The sequence below is a fragment of the Herbidospora daliensis genome, from assembly GCF_001570585.1.
GTDB lineage: Bacteria > Actinomycetota > Actinomycetes > Streptosporangiales > Streptosporangiaceae > Herbidospora > Herbidospora daliensis.
In genome coordinates this window covers 591,841-616,589 of record NZ_BBXF01000003.1, presented here as the reverse complement: position 1 = coordinate 616,589, position 24,749 = coordinate 591,841, and the positions used below count along the sequence as shown (strand labels likewise).

At 72.7% G+C, this 24,749-nt stretch carries 13 protein-coding genes; 8 read left to right on the top strand and 5 right to left on the bottom strand.

Features of this window, described 5'->3' with window-relative positions; translation table 11 throughout:
* Positions 1 to 92 precede the first annotated feature (92 nt).
* Positions 93 to 1,454, top strand: a complete 1,362-nt coding sequence (locus tag AW274_RS18010; RefSeq protein ID WP_062433403.1) for a sensor histidine kinase — start codon at positions 93 to 95, stop codon at positions 1,452 to 1,454.
* On the opposite strand, the gene AW274_RS18005 is transcribed toward AW274_RS18010, so the two are convergent.
* Positions 1,399 to 6,564, bottom strand: coding sequence for a non-ribosomal peptide synthetase/MFS transporter (locus AW274_RS18005; protein WP_062433399.1), 5,166 nt, complete (start codon positions 6,562 to 6,564; stop codon positions 1,399 to 1,401). The two genes, AW274_RS18010 and AW274_RS18005, sit on opposite strands and share 56 nt — an antisense overlap.
* Before the next feature lie 208 nt (positions 6,565 to 6,772).
* On the opposite strand from AW274_RS18005, the gene AW274_RS18000 reads away from it, so the two are divergent.
* Positions 6,773 to 12,571, top strand: a complete 5,799-nt coding sequence (locus AW274_RS18000) for a non-ribosomal peptide synthetase (RefSeq protein ID WP_062433379.1) — start codon at positions 6,773 to 6,775, stop codon at positions 12,569 to 12,571.
* The gene (locus tag AW274_RS17995; RefSeq protein ID WP_062433375.1) at positions 12,568 to 14,040 is read left to right on the top strand and encodes a hypothetical protein; all 1,473 of its coding nucleotides are present in this window, start codon (positions 12,568 to 12,570) and stop codon (positions 14,038 to 14,040) included. Before AW274_RS18000 ends, AW274_RS17995 begins: the two co-directional genes overlap by 4 nt.
* A gap of 390 nt (positions 14,041 to 14,430) precedes the next feature.
* On the opposite strand, the gene AW274_RS17990 is transcribed toward AW274_RS17995, so the two are convergent.
* On the bottom strand, positions 14,431 to 15,282 hold the full coding sequence (locus tag AW274_RS17990; protein WP_062433372.1) for an alpha/beta hydrolase: 852 nt from the start codon (positions 15,280 to 15,282) through the stop codon (positions 14,431 to 14,433).
* 345 nt (positions 15,283 to 15,627) lie between these two features.
* Between AW274_RS17990 and AW274_RS39275 the strand changes: the two genes are divergently transcribed.
* From AW274_RS39275 to AW274_RS17960, 5 genes are all read left to right on the top strand, one after another.
* Entirely contained in the window at positions 15,628 to 17,682 is a 2,055-nt protein-coding gene (locus tag AW274_RS39275) for an N-acetylneuraminate synthase family protein (RefSeq protein WP_083974421.1), read from the top strand.
* The gene (locus tag AW274_RS17975) at positions 17,679 to 18,617 is read left to right on the top strand and encodes a glycosyltransferase family 2 protein (protein WP_062433368.1); all 939 of its coding nucleotides are present in this window, start codon (positions 17,679 to 17,681) and stop codon (positions 18,615 to 18,617) included. Before AW274_RS39275 ends, AW274_RS17975 begins: the two co-directional genes overlap by 4 nt.
* Positions 18,614 to 19,897, top strand: coding sequence for a polysialyltransferase family glycosyltransferase (locus AW274_RS17970; RefSeq protein ID WP_198169265.1), 1,284 nt, complete (start codon positions 18,614 to 18,616; stop codon positions 19,895 to 19,897). The genes AW274_RS17975 and AW274_RS17970 overlap by 4 nt, the downstream gene beginning before the upstream one ends.
* A 70-nt stretch (positions 19,898 to 19,967) precedes the next feature.
* Complete coding sequence (locus AW274_RS17965; RefSeq protein WP_062433365.1) at positions 19,968 to 21,290, top strand: CHAP domain-containing protein; 1,323 nt, start codon at positions 19,968 to 19,970, stop codon at positions 21,288 to 21,290.
* Positions 21,291 to 21,429: 139 nt separating this feature from the next.
* On the top strand, positions 21,430 to 22,293 hold the full coding sequence (locus AW274_RS17960) for a GerMN domain-containing protein (RefSeq protein ID WP_062433362.1): 864 nt from the start codon (positions 21,430 to 21,432) through the stop codon (positions 22,291 to 22,293).
* 69 nt (positions 22,294 to 22,362) lie between these two features.
* Here the strand turns inward: AW274_RS17960 and AW274_RS17955 are convergent, their stop codons facing one another.
* From AW274_RS17955 to AW274_RS17945, 3 genes are all read right to left on the bottom strand, one after another.
* Positions 22,363 to 22,755 carry a hypothetical protein gene (locus tag AW274_RS17955; RefSeq protein ID WP_157520372.1) on the bottom strand — a complete coding sequence of 131 codons (393 nt, stop codon included), beginning with the start codon at positions 22,753 to 22,755 and terminating at the stop codon, positions 22,363 to 22,365.
* A 124-nt stretch (positions 22,756 to 22,879) separates the two neighbouring features.
* Positions 22,880 to 23,929: an MSMEG_0565 family glycosyltransferase gene (locus AW274_RS17950; protein WP_062433356.1), complete on the bottom strand. Its 1,050-nt coding sequence runs from the start codon at positions 23,927 to 23,929 to the stop codon at positions 22,880 to 22,882.
* Positions 23,926 to 24,747 carry a carbon-nitrogen hydrolase family protein gene (locus AW274_RS17945; RefSeq protein ID WP_062433353.1) on the bottom strand — a complete coding sequence of 274 codons (822 nt, stop codon included), beginning with the start codon at positions 24,745 to 24,747 and terminating at the stop codon, positions 23,926 to 23,928. Before AW274_RS17945 ends, AW274_RS17950 begins: the two co-directional genes overlap by 4 nt.
* Positions 24,748 to 24,749 lie beyond the last annotated feature (2 nt).

The window sequence follows — 24,749 nt, the reverse complement described above, 5'->3', positions numbered from 1 at the left end:
CATAAGGCGGCGTCCGATTCCCGCCCGGGGCTTGGCCGACCTTTGGTGTTGTCGGGGCGGCGCGATGAGATCACGGTGAGTAGCCTCAAGGGATGTCCCTCCCCTGGCTGCGGACCCGCTCGATCCGCGCGCGCCTCACGCTGGTCGCGGTGGCCATCGCGCTGCTGATCCTCGTCCCGGTCGGGGTCGGCGGCAACCTGATCACCCGCAGGCTGGTGATCGACAACATCTTCGAGGCCAGCCAGAACGTCGCCTCGCAGGTGTCGGCGGAGATCCGCATGGGCCAGGTGCCCTCCCCCATCCCGATCCGCGACGAGATCACCTACGTGCAGGTCGTCGCCCCCGGCGGCCGGGTGATCGAGTCGAGCAACCCGGCCCGCGACCTGCCCCCGGTCACGGCCGTCTGGCCGGCCCCCGACAACCGGATCATCCGGTTCACCTCGTGCATGCTGCCGGAGAAGAACTGCGTCTACGGGGTCGGTATAAGAGCGACCACGGGCGCCAACAGCGAGGTCGTGTACGCAGCCAGGGAAGCCCCGAGCTTCCTCACCACCCGTAGCCTGGCCCTGGCCATCGCCGTGCAGGTCGCCCTGCTGACGGCGCTGATCGGCTGGCTGGCCTGGCGGATCACCGGCCGGGCCCTCCACCCGGTCGAGGACATCACCAACGAGCTGGCCGAGATCACCGTCCGCGACCTCACCCGGCGGGTGCCGGTCCCGCCCGGCGACGACGAGATCGCCCGGCTGGCGCGCACCGCCAACGCGACCCTGGGCCGCATGCAGCGGGCGGTGGAGCAGCAGCGCCAGTTCGCCGCCGACGCCTCCCACGAGCTGCGCACCCCCATCGCGGGCATCCGGGCCCAGCTGGAGAGCGGCCGGCTGCACGCCGAGGACATGCCGGAGGCGATCGAGGCGGCGCTGCGCGACACCGACCGCCTGGAGGCGATCTGCACCGACCTGCTGTTCCTGGCCCGGGTGGGCTCGGCCGAGGCGAACGTCAAGGAGCGGGTCGACCTGGCCGGGCTGGTCGGCGCCCGGCTCAAGCCGAGCTCCGAGCGCATGCCGCGCAAGCTGCGCCTGGAGCCCGGCGTGGTCGTCGAGGCGATCGAGCCGCAACTCGCGCGGGCCTTCGGCGAGCTGCTCGACAACGCCGACCGGCACGCCGCCAGCGAGGTCACCGTCAGCCTGGCCGCCGAGGGCGACCAGGCCGTGCTGACGGTGCAGAACGACGGCGACGGCATCCCCGAGGCCGACCGTGAGCGCATCTTCGAGCGGTTCACCCGGCTCGACACGGCCCGCAGCCGGATGCGCGGCGGCACCGGCCTGGGCCTGGCCATCGCCCGCGAGGTGGTCGAGGCCCACCACGGCACGGTCAAGGTCGAGCCGGTCCCGGGCGGCGTCAGCTTCGTGATGCGGTTGCCGCTCGCCGGTCCGCCACCGCCTGAAGACCGATGAGGTCGTCCGGCGGGGCGTCGGGCACGTCGGCGTCGAACCGGGCCAGCCTCGGCACCCGCAGCGCCACGAGGGCGATGAGGGCGATGGCGGCGGCGAAGACGACGTACAGGAGCCCGATGCCGGCGCCCTTCGGGCCGTCGACGAGGCTCTCCATGAGCTCCGAGCCGAACGGGGCGACCACCCCGAAGGCCAGCGGCAGGGTCGACCAGGCGATCAGGGTGTTCAGCGCGATGACCCGGCCGTGGAACCGCTGCGGCACCTTGACCTGGACGATCGTGGCGTAGATGCCGTTGACGACGGTCAGCGCGAGCGACATGCCGAACGCGCCGACCGCGATCACGGCGAGGTCCTGCCGCAGGCCGGTGACGGCGCAGAAGACCGCGAGCGCGAGGGTGGCCAGCAGCATGCCGCGCATGCGGCGCCGGCGCGGGCCGCCCCACAGGGCGATGGCGAGCCCGCCCAGCAGCACCCCGATGCCGCCGAAGAACGACACCCGGCCCACGTCGTCGATCGTGTTGCCGCCGAAGGCCAGCACGAGCGGGCTGAGCAGCAGGAACAGCGGCGACAGGAAGACGTTCAGGCCGGCGAAGAACAGCAGCATGGCGCGGAAGCTGCGGTTGAACCAGGTGTAGCGGAAGCCGGCCACCATCTCGGCCCAGATGGTCTCGCGGCGGCGCAGCCCCATCACGCGGGGGAACTTGACCAGCAGCACCGAGACGATGGCGAAGGTGTAGCTGGCGACGTCGATGACGAGGATGCCTTCCAGGCCGATCGTGGCCATCAGGCCGGCGGCGATCAGCGGCACGATCAGCTGGACCGACCCGGTGACCATCTGCACGACGCCGTTGGCGTGCCCGAGCAGCCGTTTGGGCACCAGCTGCGGGATCGACGCGCCGTAGGCGAGGCGCTGGAAGGTCAGCGCGACCGACAGGATCGCCAGCAGCGGGAAGATCGTCCAGATGTGCAGGTTGCCGGTCCACAACAGGACGCCGAGCGCGAGCTGGGTCGACCAGGCGCCGACGTCTCCGGCGAGCATGACCTTGCGGCGGTCGTACCGGTCGACGATCACGCCCGCGAGCGGGGCGACCAGCATGCCGGGGAGCAGGCCGATCACCGAGAACAGCGCGAAGTTCACCAGGGAGCCGGTGGTGACGTAGATCCACAGCGGCACGGCGAACTCGGTCAGGGCCGAGCCGACGATCGAGACGAGCTGCCCGGCGGCGACCGCGCCGAAGCGTTTCATGCTCGGCTTCGGGCCCTCGTCGGCGACGGGCTCGTCGGAGGTCGCCTGGGTCCACCAGGTGCGTTCGGGGGTGCGGGGCACCTTCTCGCGGGTGGTGACGATCTCGGCGAGCTCCTCGGCGCGGTGCTTGAGGAAGAAGTGGCCGGCCTCGTCGAGGACCACGCACGAGCTGGCCGGGGCCAGCCGCAGCCACTCGCGGAACCGTTCCTGGTAGAACTCGGTGGCCGGGTCGCGTTCGCCGACGACGGCGGTGATCGGCGCGTTGATGACCGGGCCGCCCGACTCCGACCAGAGCCGGGTGAAGTACGCCTCGGCCTCGCGGGTGCCCTCGCGGCGGTTCTTGATGATCGCCTTGAGCTGGTCGTCGTCGAGCTCCTCGACGTCGAGACCGGCCGCGATGAGGCCGTTGGCCCACATGCGGTCCGATCGCAGCTTCTCCGCGGCGGTGCGGATCCGCCCGGCGAGCGAACCCGGGCGGGAGAACGGGAAGACGCCGCCGAGGTGCAGCACCTCGACCTCGCGCCCGGCGGCCTCCAGGCGGCGGGTGATCTCGACGGCGAGCATGACGCCCAGGCCGCAGTGGCCGTAGAGGGCGATCGGGCCGGGCACCCGTTCGAGGATCTCCGCGACGCAGGCGTCGGCGACCTCGGGGACCGGCCGCGCCTCCTCGTCGAGGCCCCACTCCTGGCCGGGCACGGCGACGGAGTAGAGGGCGACGTGATCGGGCAGGGCGTCGGCGAGGGGCTGGTAGATCGCGGCGCTGCCGCCGCCGTACGGGACGCAGACCAGGTTCGTGGTGGTGCGCCGGGGCGGGGTGAGGCGGTGCAGGAACCGGCGCGGGCCGTCGTCGCCGCGGGAGGCGAGGGCCCGGACGGTGCGGTGCCGGAAGATGTCCATGATCGTCACCGGGCGTTCGGTGACGCGGCGGAGCTTGGCCACGACCTGGGCGGCCAGCAGGGAGTGGCCCCCGAGGGCGAAGAAGTCGTCCTCGGCGCCGACCTGGTCGACGTTGAGCACGGCGGCCCAGACGTCGGCGATGGCCTGTTCGAGCGGGGTCGCCGGGGGGACGTACGCCGACGCCGCCTGGCGGTCGGTGCCGGGGTCGGGCAGGGCGGCGCGGTCGACCTTGCCGTGCGACTTGAGCGGCAGGGCCTCCAGCCAGACGTACCGCGACGGGATCATGTAGTCGGGCAGCAGGTCGGCCAGTTCGGCGCGCAGGTCGCGCGGCTCGCCGACCAGGTAGGCGACGAGGCGGTCGTCGCGCAGCTCGACGACGGCCTGGCCGACTCCCTCGCGGTCGGCCAGGACGATCTCGATCTCCGCGAGCTCGACCCGGTAGCCGCGGACCTTCACCTGGAGGTCGCGGCGGCCGAGGAACTGGAGCTCGCCGGAGGGCGACCAGCGGCCGAGGTCGCCGGTGCGGTACATGCGGGCGCCCGGCTCGCCGAACGGGTCGGGCACGAACTTCTCGGCGGTCAGCGCGGGCCGGCCCAGGTAGCCGCGGGCCAGCCGGTCGCCGCCGAGACAGACCTCGCCGGGCACGCCGACCGGGCACGGGTTCCCGGCCGGGTCGAGCACGTAGACGCGCGCGCCCGGCAGCGGGCGGCCGATCGGCAGCAGGCCCGCCTCCCCGTCGCGGACGTCGTGGGTGGTGACCCCGACCGTCGTCTCGGTGGGCCCGTAGTGGTTGACCACCCGCAGGCCGGGCCGCCGCAGGCCCGCGGCCCACTCGGCCGGGGAGGCCTCGCCGCCGAGCAGCAGCAGTTCCTTCGGCAGGACGTCGGCCTCCGGCAGCAGCGACGCCAGGTGCGACGGGGTGATCTTCAGGTAGTCGCTCTCCGCCATGGTGCGGGCGAGCTCCTCGGCCGGGAGGCGCGGGTTGAGCAGGGTCAGCGTGCCGCCGGTCATCAGCGACAGGTAGAAGACGGTGATCCCGAAGTCGAAGCTGAGCGACTGGAGGAGGGCGTAGGAGCCCTGCGGCCTGGGGTCCAGGCGGTCGCGGACGCCGGAGAGATAGGTGAGGATCTGCCGGTGCTGCACGGCCACGCCCTTGGGGCGGCCGGTGGTGCCGGAGGTGTAGATGACGTACGCGAGGTCGGTCTCGGAGACCTCGGGCAGCGCCGCCGAGCCGCGTTCGTCCGGGGTGACGGCGTGGGCGACGCCGGGCAGGTCGCGCCGGGTGACGGCGATCTCGATGCCCGCGTCGGCGACGAGGTAGGCGAGGCGGTCGTCGGGTTGCGCCGGGTCAAGCGGCACATAGGCGGCGCCCGCCTTCAGCACGCCGAGGATGGCGACCGCGATCTCGGCCGACTGCTCCAGGCAGACGGCGATCCGGGCGTCGCGTCCGGCGCCGAGGTCGCGTAATCGGGCGGCCAGCGCGTCGGAACGGTCCGCCAGCTCGCCGTAGGTCAGGTCGACGCCGTCGCAGCGCACGGCCACCCGGTCGGCCGGGCCGTCGACCACCTCGTGCAGCAGGGTTCCCGCCCGCGCCACGGGGCCGCCGTCGGAGAAGGCGAGCGCCTCGCCGGCTGGGAGGGCGTAGGAGGAGATCGGCCGGCCGGGGTCGGCGACGACCTGGGCCAGCAGCGCCGCGAAGTGCTCCGCGAGGCGCTCGACCGTGCTGCGGTCGAACAGGTCGGTGTTGTACGCGAACTGGGCCCAGTAGCCGCCGGGGCGTTCGTACAGGTAGAGCGACAGGTCGAAGCGGCTCACCCCGGCCTCGACGCGGAACGGCGTCAGGGTCAGGCCGTGGCCGTCGAGGCCCTGCCGCCAGTTCTGCAGCGCCATCGTCACCTGGGCGATCGGCGAGCGGGAGACGTCGCGCTCGACCTCCAGTTCCTGGACGAGCCGGTCGAACGGGAGCTCCTGGTGGGCGTAGGCGTCGAGGGCGCGGTCGCGGACCCGGGCCACCAGGTCGGTGAAGGTCGGGTCGCCGGTCAGGTCGGCGCGCATGGCCAGGGTGTTGACGAACATGCCCACGACGTCGTCGAGCTCGGGCACGCTCCGGCCGGCGCTCGGGGAGGCGACGGCGAAGTCGTCCTGGCCCGAGTAGCGGCCCAGCAGCACCTGGAAGGTCGCCATCAGCACCATGTACGGGGTCACGGCGCCGTCGCGGGCGATGGTCACGTCGAGCGGGACCTCGTACACGGCCCCGGCGTGGCCCATCTCGGGCGGACGCGGCCGGTCGGCGGGCAGGTCGAGCACCGGGACGCCGCTCAGCCGCTCGCGCCAGTGGGCGATGTCGCGGGTGTGGTCGCGGTCGCGCTGCCAGACGGCGTAGTCGGCGTAGGCGACCGCCGGGGGCGCCTTGGGCTCCTCGCCGCGGGCCAGCGCGAGCAGCTCCGACAACACGATGTCGTGCGACCAGCCGTCGGTGACCAGGTGGTGGGCCGACAGCAGCAGGATCCGGTCGCCGGGCGCGAGCCGGACCACCAGGGCGCGCAGCACCGGGCCGTGCTCCAGGTCGAACGGGCGTGTCAGGGCGGCCTCGACGATCTGCCGGGCCTCGTCGTCGGTGGCCGCCTCGGCCAGCCGGAACTCGGCCCCGGCCTCGGGCCGCAGGGTCACCACCGGAACGCCCTCGTCGTCGGCGGCGAACCGGGCGCGGAACACCTCGTGCCGGGCGGCGACCTGGTGGAAGGCCGATTCGAGCACCGCGTCGTCGAGCTCGCCCTGGAGGCGGATCGTCAGCGGGACGGTGTAGGTCGTGGTGCCCGGCCGGTACTGCTCCAGGAACCACAGCCGTTCCTGGGCCGGCGAGAGCACGAGAGGCGCGGCCGGGTCGCGCGGGGGTATCGCCCGGGTCTCCTCCCTGCGCCGTAACCGCTGGGCGAGGAGGGCCTTCTTGTCGGCCGACAGTGTGCTCACGCAAGGTCTCTTCCGACGACGGTTTGTCAATTTCCCTTACTGTAAATAGTCTTTACAGTTAAGCGGAGATCGTCAGTCTCGCACGGCCCGCCACGTGCGGACAATGACCGGGAGGAGGTCTTGTCGGCCCCTCCGTCCGCGTGGTTCACTGACGGCGATCTCGCTAACTGTAAGCAAACTTTCCAGTTTTAGTTTGGCGGTTCCCCCTTTGGCTCGCGCCCTCTCCCCCGGGCAGGAACGCCTCTGGTTCCTGCACCAGCTCGACCCCGAAGACCCGTCCTACACGACCTGCCACGCCTACCGGTTGCGCGGCCCCCTCGACGTCCCGAGGCTGGCCCTGGCGTTCGAGACCGCGGCCGCCCGGCAGGAGAACCTGCGCACCCGCTTCCCCACCGCGGCCGCCGAGGTGCTGCCGCCGGGCCCGGTGCCGATCACCCGGCTCACGGCGGCCGATCCCGGCCGGGCGCGGGAGATGGTGCGCGACCTGGCGAACACGCCGATGGACCTGTCGCAACCGCCGATCAGGGTCGTGCTGATCGAGCTGGCCCCCGACGACCACGTGCTGGCCGTCGCGCTGCACCACATCATCGCCGACGGCCTGTCGGTGGCGGTGCTGGCCCGCGAGCTGGCCGACGCGTACGGCGGAACTGGAGCGCTCCCACCACTGAAACCGCAGGTCCACGCGCCCGAGGCGGGGCACACGAGCTGGTGGGTCGAGCGGCTGCGCGACGTGCCGGTGCTCGACCTGCCGACCGACCTGCCGCGCCCGGCCCGGCGCGGCGGCGCGGGCGGCGAGGTGATCGTGGAGATCGACGCCGCGACCGCCGTACGGGCCGCCGAGACGGCGCGCGCCATGCGGGCCACGCCGTTCATGCTCTACCTGACCGCGTTCGCGGTGTTCCTGGCGCGGCACTCCGGCCAGGACGACTTCTGCGTCGGCACCCCGGTCTCCCGCCGCGACGACGTCGGCCTGGAGCAGGTCATCGGCCACCTGACCAACACGCTGCCGCTCCGATTAGCCCCGGCCGGCACGTTCGCCGAGGCGGTCAAGGCGACCCGGCGGACGCTGATCGAGGCCATGTCCCACGCCGACGTGCCGCTGGAGCGCGTCATCGCCGAGCTCGGCCTTCCCCGCGACCTGAGCCGCACGCCGGTCTTCCAGACCATGTTCGCCCTGCACAGCTACACCGCCGACACGGTGTCGAGCCCGCTCCCCGGGCTCGACGCCGAGGCGTTCCCGAGCGGCTTCACCGGCGCCCGCTGCGACCTCTCGCTCGACCTGTGGCCGCACCCCGACGGCACCATGACCGGCTCGCTGATCTACTCCGCCGAGTTGTTCACCGAGGCCACCGCCCGGAACATGGGCGCCCGCTTCGCCACCCTGCTGGCCGCCCTCCTCGACGCGCCCGACCGGCCGCTCGACACCGCCGACCTGCTGCCCGCCGCCGAGCGGGCCTGGCTGACCGAGCAGGGCCGGGGCGCGCCCGGGTACGACGTCGCCAATTGGACCTCGCTGTTCGTCGAGCAGGCCGGGCGCACCCCCGACGCACTGGCCGTCGACGACGTCACCTACGGCGAGCTGCTGCGCTGGGCGACGTCGGTGGCGGCCTCGCTGCCGCCCGCGCGGCTGGTCGCGATCAGGACCTCGCGGGGCGTGCAGACCGTCGTCGCGATGCTGGCGGCCCACTTCGCGGGGGCGGCCTACCTGCCGGTCGACCCGGCCTACCCGCAGGCGCGGGTTGAATACATTCTGAAAGATTCAGGCGCGGAGGTCGTGCTGCGCGACGAGGACCTCGCCGTCCCCGAAGCCGACTTCACCCCGACCTCCTCTGACGCACCCGCTTACATTCTCTACACCTCCGGGTCAACCGGCCGGCCCAAGGGCGTGGTCGTGCCGCACCCGGCGCTGGCGAACCTGCTGCTCGGCATGCGCGACGTCGTCGGGTCGACGCCCGCCGACGTGTGGCTGGCGCTCACCAGCACCGCGTTCGACATCTCGGCCGTCGAGCTGTTCCTGCCGCTGATCACGGGCGGGCGGCTGGTGTTCGCCGACGACGCCCGCGACGCCCAGGTGGTCGCCGACCTCATCCGCGACCACGGGGTCACCCACGTGCAGGCGACGCCGTCGGGCTGGCGGGTGCTGCTCACCGCCGACTGGCCGCCGGTCACCGCGATCACCGCCGGGGAGCCCCTGCCGCCCAAGCTCGCCCGCGAGCTGACCGCCCGCACCCGGCGGCTGATCAACGGCTACGGCCCCACCGAGACCACGATCTACTCGACCACCTGGGACGTGCCGCGCGACGCCGAGGCCATCAGCATCGGCCGCCCGACTCCGGGCACGGTCGTCCGGGTCGTCGCGCCCCACGGCGACCTGGCCCCCATCGGGGTGCCCGGCGAGCTGCGCATCGGCGGGCTCGGCGTCGCCCTGGGCTACCACGACCGGCCCGAGCTGACCGCCGAGCGGTTCACCGCCGACGGGTTCTACCGGACCGGCGACCTGGTCAGGATGCTCGGCGACGGGACCCTGGAGTTCCTCGGCCGGACCGACAACCAGGTCAAGCTGCGCGGGCACCGGATCGAGCTCGGCGAGATCGAGACCGTGCTGGAGGCGATCGACGGGGTCGGCCAGGCGGTGTGCGCCGTCCAGGACGACACCATCGTCGCGTTCGTCACCGGCGACGCCGCCCGCGTGCGCGACGAGACGCGGCGGCTGCTGCCGGCGTACATGGTGCCGAGCCGGGTCGTGGTGCTCGACGCGCTGCCGCTGACCCCCAACGGGAAGGTCGACCGCAAGGCGCTGCCGAAGGCCGGGGCCACCGCCGCGCCGGCCCGCATGCTGAAGACCCGGACCGAGCGGCTGGTCGCCAAGGTGTTCGCCGACGTGCTCAACGCGGAGCTCCCGGGGGGCGACGACGACTTCTTCGCCCTGGGCGGGCACTCGCTGCTGGCCACCCGGGTGATCGCCCGCCTGCCGGTCAGGCTGCCGGTGAGCACGGTGTTCCTGCACCCGACGGTCGCCGGGCTGGCCGCCGAGGTCGACGCGGCCCGCCCGCCGGTCGACCACGTGCCCCGGCCGCGCCCGGCCGGCACCACGCCGCCGCTGTCGGCCGGGCAGGAGCGCCTGTGGTTCCTCAACCGGCTCCACCCCGACACCGACGCCGGGTTCAACATGTGGATGGTCCGGCGCCTGGCCGGCGACCTCGACCGCGCCCGGCTCCAGGACGCCCTGACCACGGTCGCCAACCGGCACGAGATCCTCCGCACCAGCTTCCCCGCGGTCGACGGCGAGCCCGTCGTCGCGATCCTCGACACCACCCCGGTCATCGAGTGGATCACCGCCGACGACCCCGCCCGGCCGGTCGCCGACCGGGTCAACACCCCGTTCGACCTCACCGCCGGACCGGCGATCAGGGTCACCGTGGTCGAGGCGCCGGGCGCGCACGTGCTCTGCGTGGTGGCCCACCACATCACCGGCGACGGGGTGTCGCTGAACATCCTGCTCGACGAGCTCGCCGACGCCTACTCCGGCGTCGAGCTGCCGCCGGTGCCGCTGCAGTTCGGCGACGTCGCGGTCTGGCAGCGGGCCCGCGACGCCGGCCCGGCGGTCGACTACTGGCGGCGGCAGCTGGCCGCCCCCACCCCGCTCGACCTGCACCCCGACCGGCCCCGCACGGGCAACGCCGGGCCGGGCGCGACGGTCTCCTTCCGCATCGGCCTCGCCGAGACCGAGCGGCTGGTCGCGCTGGCCCGCGACAACCGGGTCACGCTGTTCATGGCGCTGCTGGCCGCCTACCAGACCACCCTGTCCCGGCACACCGGGCGGACCGACATCCTCGTCGGCACCTCCAACGCCGGGCGCGACACGGTCGCGCTCGAATCGGTGATCGGCTACCTGACCGACATCCTGGTGCTGCGCGGCGACCTGTCGGGCGACCCGCTCTTCACCGACCTGCTGCGGTCGACCCGGGCCACCGTCCTGGACGCCTTCCAGCACCGCGGCGTCCCGTTCGAGAAGCTGGTCACCGAGCTCCGGCTGGAGCGCGACCTGACCCGGACGCCGGTCTTCCAGACGATGGCGATCCTGCACACCCACGAGACCGGCCGGGTGCCGCGCCCGTTCGCCGGGCTGACGGTGACCGACCTGCCGAGCGGGCACGCCCAGGCCAAGTTCGACCTGCTGCTGGAGGCCTGGCAGGACCCCGAGGGCCTGCACGTCCAGCTGGAGTACGACACCCTGCTCTACGACGCCGCCACCGCCGAGGGCCTGGCCGCCCGGCTGAAGACGCTGCTGCTCGGCGTGGTCGCCGACCCGGCCCGGCGGCTCTCGGAGCTGCCGCTGCTGACCGACGCCGACCTCGCCTTCCTGGAGGAGGCCGGGCACGGGCCCGCGCTGCCCGAACCCGAGCGGGTGCCCGCGATGATCGCCCGGCAGATCGCCGAACGGCCCGGCGCGACCGCCATCCGGACCGACGGGCGCGTCGTCGCCTACGGGGAACTGCCGATCGCCGTGCACGAGAACGGGCGCACGATCCGGGAGGTCGGGCTCGACCGCACCCCCGAGGGCATCGGGGCGCTCCTGGGGGCCTGGGCCTCCGGGGCGGCGTACCTGCCCGTCGACCCGGCGCTGCCCGAGGCGCGCAAGGCGTTCCTGCGCGCCGAGGCCGCCGGGGGAAGCCACGAGGACGCCGCCTACGTGCTGTTCACCTCGGGCTCCACCGGCACGCCCAAGGGCGTCGTGGTCGGGCACCGGGCGCTGGCCACGCGGGTGGCGTGGATGCGGGAGGCGTACGGGCTCGCACCGGGCGACCACGTGGTGCAGTTCGCGGCCTACTCCTTCGACACCCACGCCGAGGAGATCTATCCGGCGCTGGCCGCCGGGGCCACCCTCGAACTGCTGCCCGGCGGGCCGCTGACGCTGCCGGCCTTCCTGGCCTCGCCGCGCGGGCGCGACGTGACGGTGCTCGACCTGCCGACGGCCTACTTCCACGAGTTGGTCACCCTCGACGTCGAGATGCCCCCGGGGCTGCGGCTGGTCGTCCTCGGCGGCGAGGAGCTGAGCGGCGCGGCCGTGGCCCGGTGGCGGGCCCGGTTCGGCGAGTCGATCCGCCTGGTGAACACCTACGGGCCGACCGAGGGCACCATCATCGCCACCGCGGGCGACGTGACCGGCGAGGAGCGCCCGTCGATCGGGCGGCCCGTCGGGGGCGTGGTGGCGCGGGTGCTGGACGCCCACGGGCATCCGGTGCCGCCGGGCATGCCGGGCGAGCTCTGCCTGGGCGGCCCCGGGCTGGCCGACGGCTACCTGAACCGGCCCGCGCTGACCGCCGAGCGGTTCCGGCCCACGCCCGACGGGCGGCTCTACCTGACCGGCGACCGGGCCCGGTTCCTGGCCAACGGGCGGCTGGAGTTCCTCGGGCGCGTCGACGACCAGGTGAAGGTGCGCGGCCACCGGGTCGAACCGGCCGAGATCGAGCTGCGGCTGACCGCGCATCCGGCGGTCACCGGGGCCGTGGTCGTCGCCGACGCCGACCGCCTGGTCGCCTACGTCACCGGCACCCGGACCGACCTGGCCGGATGGACGGGCGACGCGCTGCCGTCGTACATGATCCCCTCGGTCTGGATGTGGCTCGACGCGCTGCCGCTGACCCCCCACGGGAAGGTCGACCGGCGGGCGCTGCCGGCGCCCGACGCGGGCGCCTCGCTCGGGCACGTCGAACCGCGCGGCGACGCCGAGGCGCTCGTCGCGGAGGTGTACGACTCGGTGCTCGGCCTCACCGGGGTCGGCGCGCTGGACGACTTCTTCGCCATCGGCGGCCACTCGCTGCTGGCGGCCCGCGCGCTGGCGAGGATCAAGGCCATCACCGGGATCGAGGTGCCGATCAGGGTCATCTTCGACGCCCCGACCGTGGAGCAGCTGGCCGCCGTGCTGGAGGAGATGATCGTCGCCGAGCTCGACGAGCTCTCCGACGAGGAGGCCGCCGCGCTCGTCCACGGGAGGCCCCAGTGAACTTCTCCGGGCTGCCCGCCCGCGAGGGCCCGCTCACGATGGGCCAGGCCAACATGGTGCGCTGCGTGCGCACCGACCCGCCCGAGCACATGAACTACCGGGTGGTACGCACCCTCCCGGCCGGCGTCGCGGTCGAGGAGGCGGTGCGCCGCCTCGTGGCCCGGCACGAGTCGCTGCGGACCACCTTCCACGGCGACGTGCAGCGGGTGCACGGCTCCGGCGAGATCGCGCTCGGCCCCGAGGCCGACCACACGGTCCGGTTCGACCTGGAGCACGAGCTGCCGCTGCGGGTGGGCGTGTCGGGCGACCAGGTGACGCTGGTGACCACCCACAGCGCCGCCGACGCGGCCGGGCTCGCCGTGCTGCTGGCCGACTGGGACGACATCGCCGTCGGCAAGCCGCTCGACCCCGTCACCGCCCCGCAGCCCGTCGACGTCGCGCTCGCCGAGACCTCCCCGGCGGGCCGCAAACGGGCCGAGGCGGCGCTGCGCTACTGGGACGGCGCGCTGACGCGGGTGCCGCGCTCGACGCTCACCGTGTCGGTCGACGACACGGGGCACGAGTGGCGGCTGCCGCGCCTGCGGGTGCGCTCGGCCGGCGCGGCCCGCGCGCTGGCCCGCATCTCCGCCCGGACCGGGGTGAGCGCCTCGGCCGCCGTCCTGGCCGCGTACGCGGCGCTGTCGGGCCTGCGGGGCGGCCTGCCGCTGACGGCGGTCTTATCGATCTCGGCCAACCGGTTCCGCCCCGACCTGCGCTCCTACGTCGGCCCCCTGGCCCAGGACGCGCTGGTCCCGGTGCCGGTGTCGGCCTCCTTCGAGGAGGTGCTCGCGGGGGTGCGGGGGGCGGCGCTGGGGGCGTACCAGAACAGCCGCTTCGACGCGGACGCGCTGATCGCCGTCATGGAGCGCGTGCAGCGCGACCGCGGCGTGTTCTTCGCCCGCGACCTGGTGTTCAACGACATGAGCGGCGCCGGCCGCACCGGGCGTCCGGCGACGAGCGGCGACGAGGTGCGGGCCGTGTGGCTGCCGGAGGCGACGCTGCCGTGCCGGACGGCGTTGTGGGTCAACCGCCTGCACGGCGAACTCGACCTGACCCTGTGGTCCGACCCGCGTGTGCTGCCCCGGCAGGACACACTGAGGCTGGGCGAGGGAATCGCCAAGATATTGATCGCGGCCGGGGACGGAAATGTCTGCGACATTTCCGAAATTTCAGGAATCGTCCCGGTTGAGCGGGACGATTCCTGGGTGTTCAGCGACGGACAATGGATCTCACTGCCGGAAGTGACCCGACTGGCGACGGACGCCTGCGGCATTCCGGCGTCGGTCGACAAAGATCTCGTCTGCCGCGTGGAAACGCCGCTGACCCCGGCGGAATTGCACACCGAATGCCTCCGCCTCCTCCCCGGCCGAATGGCGGCGACCACCCCTCGCCACTATGTCGTGGCGGGCTCCGAGGGGTCCGGCCGCTGATTTCCGGAAATTTCGGCAAATCACAGAAAGAGAAAAGACACAACGCCCGCGCGGACACGACCGCTCGAACGAACCGAGGGTCGTCGAGCCTTCGCATTCGCGCGGGCACGACCGCTCGAACGAACCAAGGGTCGTCGGGCCATCGCATTCCCGCGCGGGCACGACTGCCGCAGAGCTCTAGGGTGTCGAGCCCGCGCGGGCCCGACCGCTCGAACGAACCGAGGGTCGTCGGGCCTTCTCATTCCCGCGCGGGCACGACTGCCGCAGAGCTCAGGGGTGTCGGGCTCCGCATTCCCGGCGCGGGCAGGTCGGGTGGTCGCGCGTGGTCGGGTGGCCGGCCCGGCGGAGCCGTAACGGAAAAAGGGTTGTGAGCATCGACGGCGGGACGGATCAGGCTTCTGGCAACAGGGTGGGGAGGGCGCGTTCCAGGGCGCGGGTCCAATAGGGCCAGTCGTGTTTGCCGTTGCCGTAGAGGTCGGTTTCGACGGTCAGGCCGGCGAGGCGGGCGGCGCGGAGGAAACGCTGGTTCTGGCGGAGGATGGACTGTTCGCCGAAGTCGGTGCCGCCGCCGTCGTCGAGTTCGCCCGGTTCGCCGTTGCCCGACGACACGTAGAGGCGCAGGTCTTTCAGTTGCGCGGCGAGGTCGGCGGGGTTGTGGGCGCGCCAGTTGTCCTCGCGGGCGGGCAGCGGGCCCCAGAGCTGGTCGGGGTCGGCGCCGTTGTCCTTCAGGAAGGACGAGAAACCGGGGACGTCCATTCTGATGTCGAGCACGCCGGAGAACGAGGCCGCCGCCTCGAACAGGCCGGGGTTGCGGGCGGCGTAGCCCATCGCGCCGTGGCCGCCCATCGACAGGCCCGCTATCGCGCGGCGGTCGCCCACGCCGTAGAGGTCCTCCACCAGGGGGAGCATCTCCTTCAGGTGGAAGGTCTCCCACGCCGGGCCGTCGAGCCAGTCGGCGTACCAGCCGTCGCCGCCGCCCTCGGGGACGACCACGACCGCCTTCAGGTTCTCGGTGACACGTGCCGCCTCGCCCTTGGTCAGCCAGGTGTCGCCGGTCGGCTCGCAGCAGCCGTGCAGCAGGTAGAGGACCGGCCAGCCGGTCGAGCCCTCCGTCCAGCCCGCCGGTTTGAGCACCCACACCAGCGCCTCGCGGCCGAGGGCGGCCGAGGCGATCGTCAGGAGGTCCTGGCGGCCGTCGACGGCGGCGGTGCCGGCGACGCGGGGGGTGAGGGCGGTGGTCAACGGGTCCTGCCTTTCCTGAGGGGTGCCGGAGCATCCGGCGGCAAGGAGAACCAGAGGTAAACTCACCGCCAGCAAAATACGTCTCATATGTGTCTTCTATCTAAATTTTGATCATTTGGGTAGGGGTCAAGATTTATGGGTAAACGACGTCGATACCCCCTGAAACGCCGGGAAATAGCGGCAGGTCAGCGCGATCACGGAGATCAAAGTGATGCTAACGGCACGGAAAGTTAACATGCACGTTCATAACCGTTAAGCTCAGCAACCCCATTCAGGTCACACTCGTGACTAGGTTTCCTGGGACCCCCATCCCTGGGGGGTTGCCGCCCTTTGAGGAGTTGACCCGTGCGAGTCCTGGCCGTTGTCCCCGCCCGCGGTGGTTCGGTGGGAGTCCCGCTGAAGAACCTGGAGCGGGTCGGAGGAATCCCCCTGGTCTCCCGGGCCGTCAGCGCGCTCGTCCGCGCCGGGTCCGTCGACACCGTGGTCGTGAGCACCGACCACCACGGGATCGCCGCCGCCGCCGAGGCCGCCGGCGCCCAGGTCGTCGACCGTCCCGCCGACATCGCGGGGTCGACCGCGTCGAGCGAGTCGGCCGTCCTGCACGCCCTGTCGTCGCTCGACGAGACCCCCGAGGTCGTCCTGCTCGTCCAGTGCACCAGCGCGTTCATCGACCCGGCCGACGTCGACGCCGCCGTGGCGAAGGTGCTGTCGGGCGAGGCCGACGTCGTGTTCTCCGGTCTGGAGACCTACGAGTTCATCTGGACGGAGGGCGGCGAGGGCGTCAACCACGACCCCGCGACCCGCCCGCGCCGCCAGGACCGCGAGCCCCACTTCCGCGAGACCGGCGCCTTCTACGCCATGCGCGCCCAGGGTTTCCTGGAGGCCGGTCACCGCTTCTTCGGCACCGTCGCCGTGCAGCCGGTCAGGAGCGTGACCGCCCACGAGATCGACACCCCCGAAGACCTCGAGATCGTGCGTGCGCTGGCCCACGTGGTCGACACGCCGCTGCCGATCGACGTCGACGCCGTGGTCACCGACTTCGACGGCGTGCACACCGACGACCGCGCGTTCGTCGACTCCGAGGGCCGCGAGATGGTCTCCGTCTCGCGCGCCGACGGCATGGGCGTCTCGCTGCTGCTGCGCTCGGGCGTCAAGGTGCTGGTCCTGTCGACCGAGCAGAACCCGGTCGTGGCCGCCCGCGCCCGCAAGCTCGGCGTGCCGGTGCTGCAGGGCCTGTCGGCCAAGCGGAGCGCGCTGGCCGACTGGCTGGCCATCGAGGGCCTCGACCCCGAGCGGGTCGCCTACGTCGGCAACGACGTCAACGACCTCGGCTGCATGGCGCTGGTCGGCTGGCCGATCACCGTCCCCGAGGCCCACGCCGAGGTGCGCAAGGCCGCCCGGGTCGTGCTGACGCAGAGCGGCGGCGCCGGCGCCGTCCGCGAGCTGGCCGACCGGGTGCTCGCCGCCCGTCCCAAGGCCGCCGACACCCCCGCCCCGATCCTGCGGCCGCGCGCCGTCACGGTCGAGCCGAAGGCCGTCGCCATCGGCGAGAAGCTGCTCGGCGCGGGCCACCCGGTCTACGTCATCGGCGAGATCGGCATCAACCACAACGGCGACGTCGAGATCGCCAAGAAGCTCATCGACGTGGCCGTCGAGGCCGGTTGCGACGCGGTGAAGTTCCAGAAGCGCACCCCCGAGATCTGCGTGCCCATGGAGCAGCGCTCGCAGATCCGGCAGACTCCGTGGGGCGAGATGACCTACATGGAGTACAAGATCCGGACCGAGTTCGGCAAGGACGAATACCAGCAGATCGCCCTCTACTGCGCCGAGAAGGGCATCGACTGGTTCGCCTCGCCGTGGGACGTCCCGTCGGTGGAGTTCCTCGAGAACATGAACGTGCTGACCCACAAGGTCGCCTCGGCGTCGATCACCGACCACGAGCTGCTGCGCGCGCTGGCCGAGACCCGCAAGCCGATCCTGCTCTCGACCGGCATGTCGACCCTCGAGGAGATCGACGCCGCCGTCGACATCCTGGGCACCCAGAACCTGGTCATGATGCACGCCACCTCGACCTACCCGCTGCCTCCCGAGGAGGCCAACCTGCGCACGATCATCACCCTGCGCGAGCGCTACGGCGTCCCGGTCGGCTACTCGGGCCACGAGCGCGGCCTGCAGATCTCGCTGGCGGCCGTCACCCTCGGCGCCGTCACGGTCGAGCGCCACATCACGCTCGACCGCACGATGTGGGGCTCCGACCACGCCGCCTCGCTGGAGCCGAGCGGCCTGGAGCACCTCGTCCGCGACATCCGCATCATCGAGAAGGCCCTGGGCGACGGCGTCAAGCGCGTCTTCCCCGGCGAGGAGGCCCCCCGGGCCCGCCTGCGCAGGGTGACCGTGTGATCAGCCTTTCGGTGATCGTCCCGGTCCGCGACGGCGCGCCCTTCATCGCCGACGCGCTCACGTCGCTGGTCCGCAACCAGCGGGCCGACTTCGAGTACATCGTCGTCGACGACGGCTCGGCCGACGACACGGGCGCGATCACCGACGAGTTCCGCACGGAACTCCCCGGCCTGCACCTGATCCGCAACCAGGTGCCGGTCGGGCTGGCCGACGCCCGCAACACCGGGCTGAAGCTGGCCTCCGGCCGCTACGTGACCTTCCTCGACGGCGACGACTGGATCGGCCGGGGCTACCTGGCCGACCTGGTCGCCGCGATCGACGGCCTGGGCTGCGACTTCGTCCGGGTCGACCACGTCCAGGTGAACGGCCTGAAGAGAGAGACCCACCGCGCGCCGGTCGCCCGGCGCGGGGTGGTGCTCGACCCGCGTGAGTCGATCCTGCCGCCCGACGCCAAGACGATGGTCGACTACCCCTACGCGTGGGCCGGCGTCTACCGCCGCGAGTCGCTCGGCGACCTGCTCACCTTCCCCGGCGGCCTGCACACCGCCGAAGACCGGCCGTGGATCTGGCGGCTGCACCAGCGGGCCCGCTCGTTCGCGGCGGTCTCGCTGGCCGGGGTCTTCTACCGCCGGGGCGTGCCGCAGTCGCTGACCCAGATCGGCGACGAGCGGCAGCTGCACTTCTTCGACGCCTTCGACCTCGTCTTCGAAGAGGTGGAGGAGCGGTTCCTGCCGAAGGTGGTGCGCACCTTCCTGGCCCTGCTCGACAACCACCTGGCCAACCGCGAGCGGTTCACGCCCGAGATCCTGGCGAAGTTCGAGGCGCGCGGGGCCGACCGGCTGGGCCGCCTGCCCGAGGCGATGGTCAGGGAGAGCTTCGACGCCATCGAGCCCGACCGCCGGGAGCACCTCGCCCGGCTATTGGAGGTTTCGTGACGCAGGTCTTCCACGCCTCGCGGTTCTTCGGCGCCATGTCCCTGGCGGCGGCGGTCGACGCCGGGGCGTTCGGCCCGCCGGGCTCCGCCGAGCGGGTCCTGATCGTCACCAACAACGCCCCGATCCCCGAGGCCGCGCTCGGCCTCGACGAGGCGCCCGGGTTCGGGGCGCTGCGCGACCGCTTCGACCGGATCGTCTCGTGGAACGAGATCATCGCACCGCTCCACCCGTCAGACTGGAAGCCCCGCTCGATCGAGACCCCCATGCTGGGCCGCCTACTGCAGAGGGCGATGGGCCTGGAGCACATCGACGAGATGGTGCTGGAGTCGGTCATCGTGCCGCCCGCGCGGGCCCTGCCGGGCCTGTTCAAGGACGCCATGCTGACGATCTACTCCGACGGCCTGATGGCCCACAGCCCGACCCGCGACGTGCTCCCGGGCGAGATCTCCCAGCGCATCACCCGGCTGCTCCACCTCGACCTGGTGCCCGGCCAGACCCCGCTGCTGCTGACCGAATACGGCGTGCCGGCCCAGGCCGTGCCCGCTGGGGCGTTCACCGACGTCGTCGGCCGGGTCGCGGCGGCGTCGGGGCCGATGCCCGAGGGCGAGGCGATCGTCCTGGGCCAGTACCTGTCGTCGCTGGGCATCCTCACCCCCGACGAGGAGTTCAAGCTGCACGCCGACATGGTCCGCGGCGTCGTCGCGCGCGGCCACCGGTCGATCGTCTTCAAGCCCCACCCGGCCGCCGGCCGCCGCCAGGGCCGTGAGCTGGCCCAGATCGCGGCGGGCCTGAACGCGACCCTGACGGTGGCGCCCGACGAGGTCCCGGCCGAGGTGCTGTTCGCCGCCCGCCGCGCCCGACTGGTGGTGAGCTGCTTCTCCACGGCGCTGATGACGGCCCGCCGCTTCTTCGGCCTCCCGGTCGCCACGATGGGGGCAGACCTGCTGCTGGAGCGGCTGACGCCGTACGAGAACAGCAACCGGGTGCCCGTCACGATCGTCGACGCGACGGTCCCCCGCCTCGACGCCGACGGCACGCTGACCGACCCGGCGGTCGCCGATCCGGCCGGTCTGGTCGACGCGGTCGCCTACTGCATGCAGAGCGCCGCCCACCCGGGGCTGCGGGCGGCGGCCGACGCGTACGTCAGGGCCAACGGCCCGATGCGCTACTTCAAGAAGAAGCGCCTTGAGGCGCTGGGCCTCATCGAGAAACCCGCGCCGCCGCCCCCGCCGCCGCCGAAGACCGGCCTCGCCCGGCTGAAGCAGATCGTCAAAGGCTGATCGGTTCCGGGTGATACCAAAGGGGTATTCCACACATTCTGTGACGTGAGGTTTCGGCACTCTTGCCGTCATGTCCACCCCTCTCAAACAGATCATCGCCGGCGGAATGGCCGCCGCCGGCGTGCTCGCCCCCACCGTGCCGGCCGAGGCGTCGGCGGCGGGGGCTCCGCTGAGACTCGCGGGCACCTCCTGGTTCGCCGGCGGCGGCGTGCCCGTCTGCGGCGCCAGCACCGCCACGAGCTGCGCCGGCCAACGCCACGTCGGCGGCGTCTCCTACAACTGGTGGCAGTGCGTGGAACTGCCGCAGCGCTTCTACCTGAAGCGCGGCTGGCACTCGGGGATCTTCTCCGGTGTCGGCATCGCCTCGCAGATCTTCACCCGGGCGGCGGCGCTCGGCATGGAGCGGCAGGCCAACGGCTCGATCAAGGCGATCGTGCCGGGCGACATGGTCGTCATGAACCGCAGCGGCGCGGCCGGCCACGTGGTCGTGGTCGAACGCGTCACCGTCAACAAGGACGGCACCAGGAACGTCGTCACGGTCGGGCAGAACTCCCAGGTGGTGCGCAACCCGATGCGCTGGCACGGCGGGCGGCTCGACTCGTTCTGGGCGTCCTACAGCGTCGCGGGGGTCGTCCACGCGAAGAAGAACATCGGCATCCTGTCGACCGACGGCGGCCCGGCCGACTACCCGGCGATGGTGAACGGCGGCGGCGCCCGGCCGTTCGGCGCGGGCTACCTGTCGGTCACCTCGACCGGCCAGGTGTTCGGCGGCCTGCCCGGCGCGGCCCCGACGGTGTCGGGGCGCGTCACCGACGCCGCCGTCACGCCGTCGGGCGCGGGCTACTGGCTGCTCTCGTCGTCGGGTCAGATCTTCCCGTACGGGGACGCCGCGCCCCCCGTCGCCCGCCCGGCCGCCGCCGAGGGTGAGCTGGTCGCGATCGACGCGGCTCCGAACGGCTATCTGGTGACGACCTCCACGGGCCAGGTCTACGGGCCCGGCGTGTGGATCACCGATGCGCCGGAGGGCTACAGCGGCCAGTTCGTCGACATCGAGGTCACGACGGGCGGCTACTGGCTGCTGACCTCGGCCGGGCAGGTGCACCCGTTCGGCGCGGCGAAGTGGTTCGGCAACGCCACGACGTTCGAGCGCGCGATCGTCGCCATGTCGGGCACGGCGACCGGCAAGGGCTACGTGATGGTCGACGTGGCCGGGAACGTGTTCGCCTTCGGCGACGCGAAGCACCTGGGCGACCTGCCCGAGGGCTCGGCCGAGGCCGCCGACATCGCCGTCACGCCGACCGGCTACGTCGTCACGACGAAGACGGGCGTGCGGCACACGTTCGGGCCGGGGGCGGGGGTGACGAACCCGGGCCCGTTCAGCGGGACGTTCTGACGGGATTGCCGGGAAGCGACATCTCCATACGGTCGGAGAACTGATGAGCGGTTCGCCGCGTCTTTAAGGACAGCCGCGCCCGGAGCCCACGGCTCCGGGACGGCTCGTCCCTGGAACGTGACAAACCCTCGGAGAGACCATGAACACCCTGCGCTCCCTGCTCACCGGAGCCCTGCTCGCCCCCGCCGTCCTGTTCCCCGCCGCCGCAGCCTCGGCCGACACCGTGCCCCAGCTGGTGGCGATCAGGGCCGACCGCCACCCCGGCGTCGACCGCCTCGTCTTCGAGTTCCGCAACGGGCTGCCACCCACGCGCATCGCGGAGTACGTGCCCAAGCTGATCGAAGACGGCTCGGGCCACACCGTGCCGGTGCCCGGCGCGGCCAAGCTGGCCCTGCGGTTCTTCGACGCCCGCGGGCACAACGACTCGGGCGGCTCGACCTACGGCGCGGCCCGCCGGACGTACGCCCTGCCGGGGATCGTCCAGGTGGTCAGGACCGGCGACTGGGAGGCGACCCTGTCGTTCGGCGTCGGGCTGGCCAAGAAGGTGCCCTTCCGCATGTACACGCTGACCAAGCCGAGCCGGGTCGTCGTCGACTTCACCGTCAACTACCGGACCGTCCCGGTGAAGGCGTACTTCCTCGACCTGCCCCGCGAGCCGAAGCTCAAGGCCGTGTCGCGGCCGGTGATCCCGCCCAGCACCGCCAACGGCGCGCTCCAGCGGCTCTTCGCCGGGCCGACGGCGGCCGAGCAGGCGGCCGGGCTGCGGTTCGTGAACTCCGGCGCGACCGGCTACAGCAAGCTGACCGTGACGAACAAGGTCGCGCGGGTCTACCTGACGGGCAAGGTGAAGAGCGGCGGCGCGACCTTCACCGTCGCCAACCACCTCAACGCGACCCTGAAGCAGTTCCCGACGGTGAAGTGGGTCAAGATCTACGACGCGGCCGGGAAGACCGAGCGGCCCAATGGCAACAGCGACTCCATCCCCGAGTCCCTGGAGCCGTGAGTATTTGTCCGCAGACGCCCACCGGCTTCCGCGGTTTCCTGGACCCCGTCAACAACCAGACGGGGGAAATCACATGTCACTCGCAAAACGGATCATCACCGCGTTAGCGCTGGTCGCGGCCGGCCTGGTGATGGTCACGAGTCCCGCGCAGGCGGCGACGGACACGTCCGTCCACGTCTCCGGGAAGACGCTCTTCATCGTCGGCACCGGCGACGGGGAGACGGTCAACGTCAGCTTCCTCTCGGGGACGCTGACCGTCGACTCCACGTCGGGGATCGTCGTCGGCGCGGGGTGCGTCAAGTCGGGCGCGGTGGCCCAGTGCTCCAGCGCCATCCAGTTCCTGGACGTCTCGCTGCTCGGGGGCGACGACACGTTCTCGAACGGCACCGGGTTCCAGTCGGCCGTGCGGGGCGGCGCCGGGCTCGACGTCCTGAACGGCGGCTCGGGCCGCGACGGGCTCAACGGGGGGCGCCGACGACGACATCCTGAAGGGCAACGACGGGATCGACACGGCCAACGGGGTCGGCGGCTTCGACCGGTGCACGGCGGAGACCGAGACGGCCTGCGAGGCCGACGCCTGAGGCTGTCACGTCAGGTACGCCCGGTAGAACTCCAGATGGGCCTCGGCCGCCCGGCGCCACGTGTGCCGGGCGGCCAGCGCCTTTCCGTTCGCCACCCGCTCCGGCGACGGGGCCGTGATCGCCTCGTGGAGCGCCGCCGCGAGCGAGGCGAGGTCGGTCGCGAACAGGGCCGCGCCGGTGAAGACCTCGCGGAAGACCGGCAGGTCGCGCACGACCAGCGGGACCCCGGCCGCGAGCGCCTCCATCGCGGCCAGGCCGAAGCCCTCCTTCGTCGACGGGAACGCGAACGCCGCCGCGCCCGCGACCAGGCCCGGGAGGTCGTCGTGGGGCACCGGGCCGAGCACGACCGGTTCGACGCCCAGTCCGGCGGCGCGGGCCTCCCACTCGGCGCGGTAGCCCCGGTAGTCGAACAGCGTCTCGCCGCCCGCCACTACCAGCGGATACTCCGGCAGCAGGGCGTGCGCTTCGAGCAGGTCGAGGGAGCCCTTGCGGGGTTCGATGCCGCCGACCGTCAGGACGTAGGCGCCGAACCGGTCGCGCCAGGCCGAGCCGTCGGCGGCGGCGAACCGTTCGGCGTCCACGCCGTTGGGGATCACGCCGGCCGACAGGCCCCAGCCCTCCCGCAGTTCGGCCGCCACCGCCGACGACACGCAGACGTGCGCGAACGGTTCGACCAGGGCGCGTTCGTGGCAGGCGGCCAGTTCGGGTGTGGTGAAGTGGTCGAGGTGGTGGACGGTCCGCACGCAGCGCCCGGCCGCGTTGGCGGTGATGCAGTCCTGGGCGTGCACGACGTCGTACGCCGACGGCGTGAACGCCGCCCGCAGCAGGTCGATCGACCGCAGCACCCGCTCCCCCACCGTCTCGCCGGGCACGTCGGGGCAGTCGACGACGTGGACGGGCACCCGCACGTCCCGGTAGAACCGGCGGTCGCCGCCGCGTCCCAGCGCCCACACCTCGGCCTCCTCCCCGAGGGCGGCCAGCGCCTCGGCCAGGGCCAGGGTGTGCACGACCCCGCCCCGGGGCCGGGTCGAGTAGGTCAGCAGCGCGATCCTCATGCCCGGTACGCCTCCGGCCGCCGTTCGCCGATGTGCCGCAGCACCCGGCGGGCCTGCGCGATCTCGGCCGCCACGTCGACCGAGGCGACCGCGAGGCCGGCCTTCGACCACGTCCGGGCCAGGATGTCGCCGCCGGGGCCGACCACCTTGGCCTGGCCGAGGAACCGCATCCCGCCCATCGACCCGGTCTGGTTCGAGGAGGCCAGCACGACCTGGTTCTCGGCGGCGCGGGCGCAGTCGTACAGGTCGAACAGGCGGGACTGGCGGTCCTGGGCCATGCGCGGGGCCCGGTTGGTGATGCTGGTGGGCCAGGCCGACAGGCAGGCGAGGATCTGCGCGCCGTCGAGGGCCAGCGACCGGGCCGACTCGGGGAAGGTCTTGTCGTAGTCGATCAGCATGCCGATCCGCCCGACCGGGGTGTCGAACGCGTCGAAGCGGTCGCCGGGCGCGTAGGCGGCGACCTCCCCGGCCGGCAGGTGCACCTTGCGGTGGCGGCCGAGCACGCCGTCGCCGTGCACGCAGACGGCCGCGTTGTAGCGCGCCTCCCCGTCGGCCTCGCGGTAGCCGACGCAGACCACCATCTCGGCGGCCAGCCCGGCGACCCGCTTGATCAGCGGGTCGTCGGCACCAAGGGCGGGCGGCAGCGCGGCCGGGTCGGGGTCGCGCAGGTCGGCGAGGTAGCCGCCGAGGGCGGCGTCGGGCAGCACGAGCAGCCCGGCGCCCTCCTGGCGCGCGTCGGCGATGAGCTTGGCGACCCGCTGGAGGTCGAACTCCAGGTCACGGCCGAAGTGCGCGGAGGCGGCGGCGATGCGGAGCACGG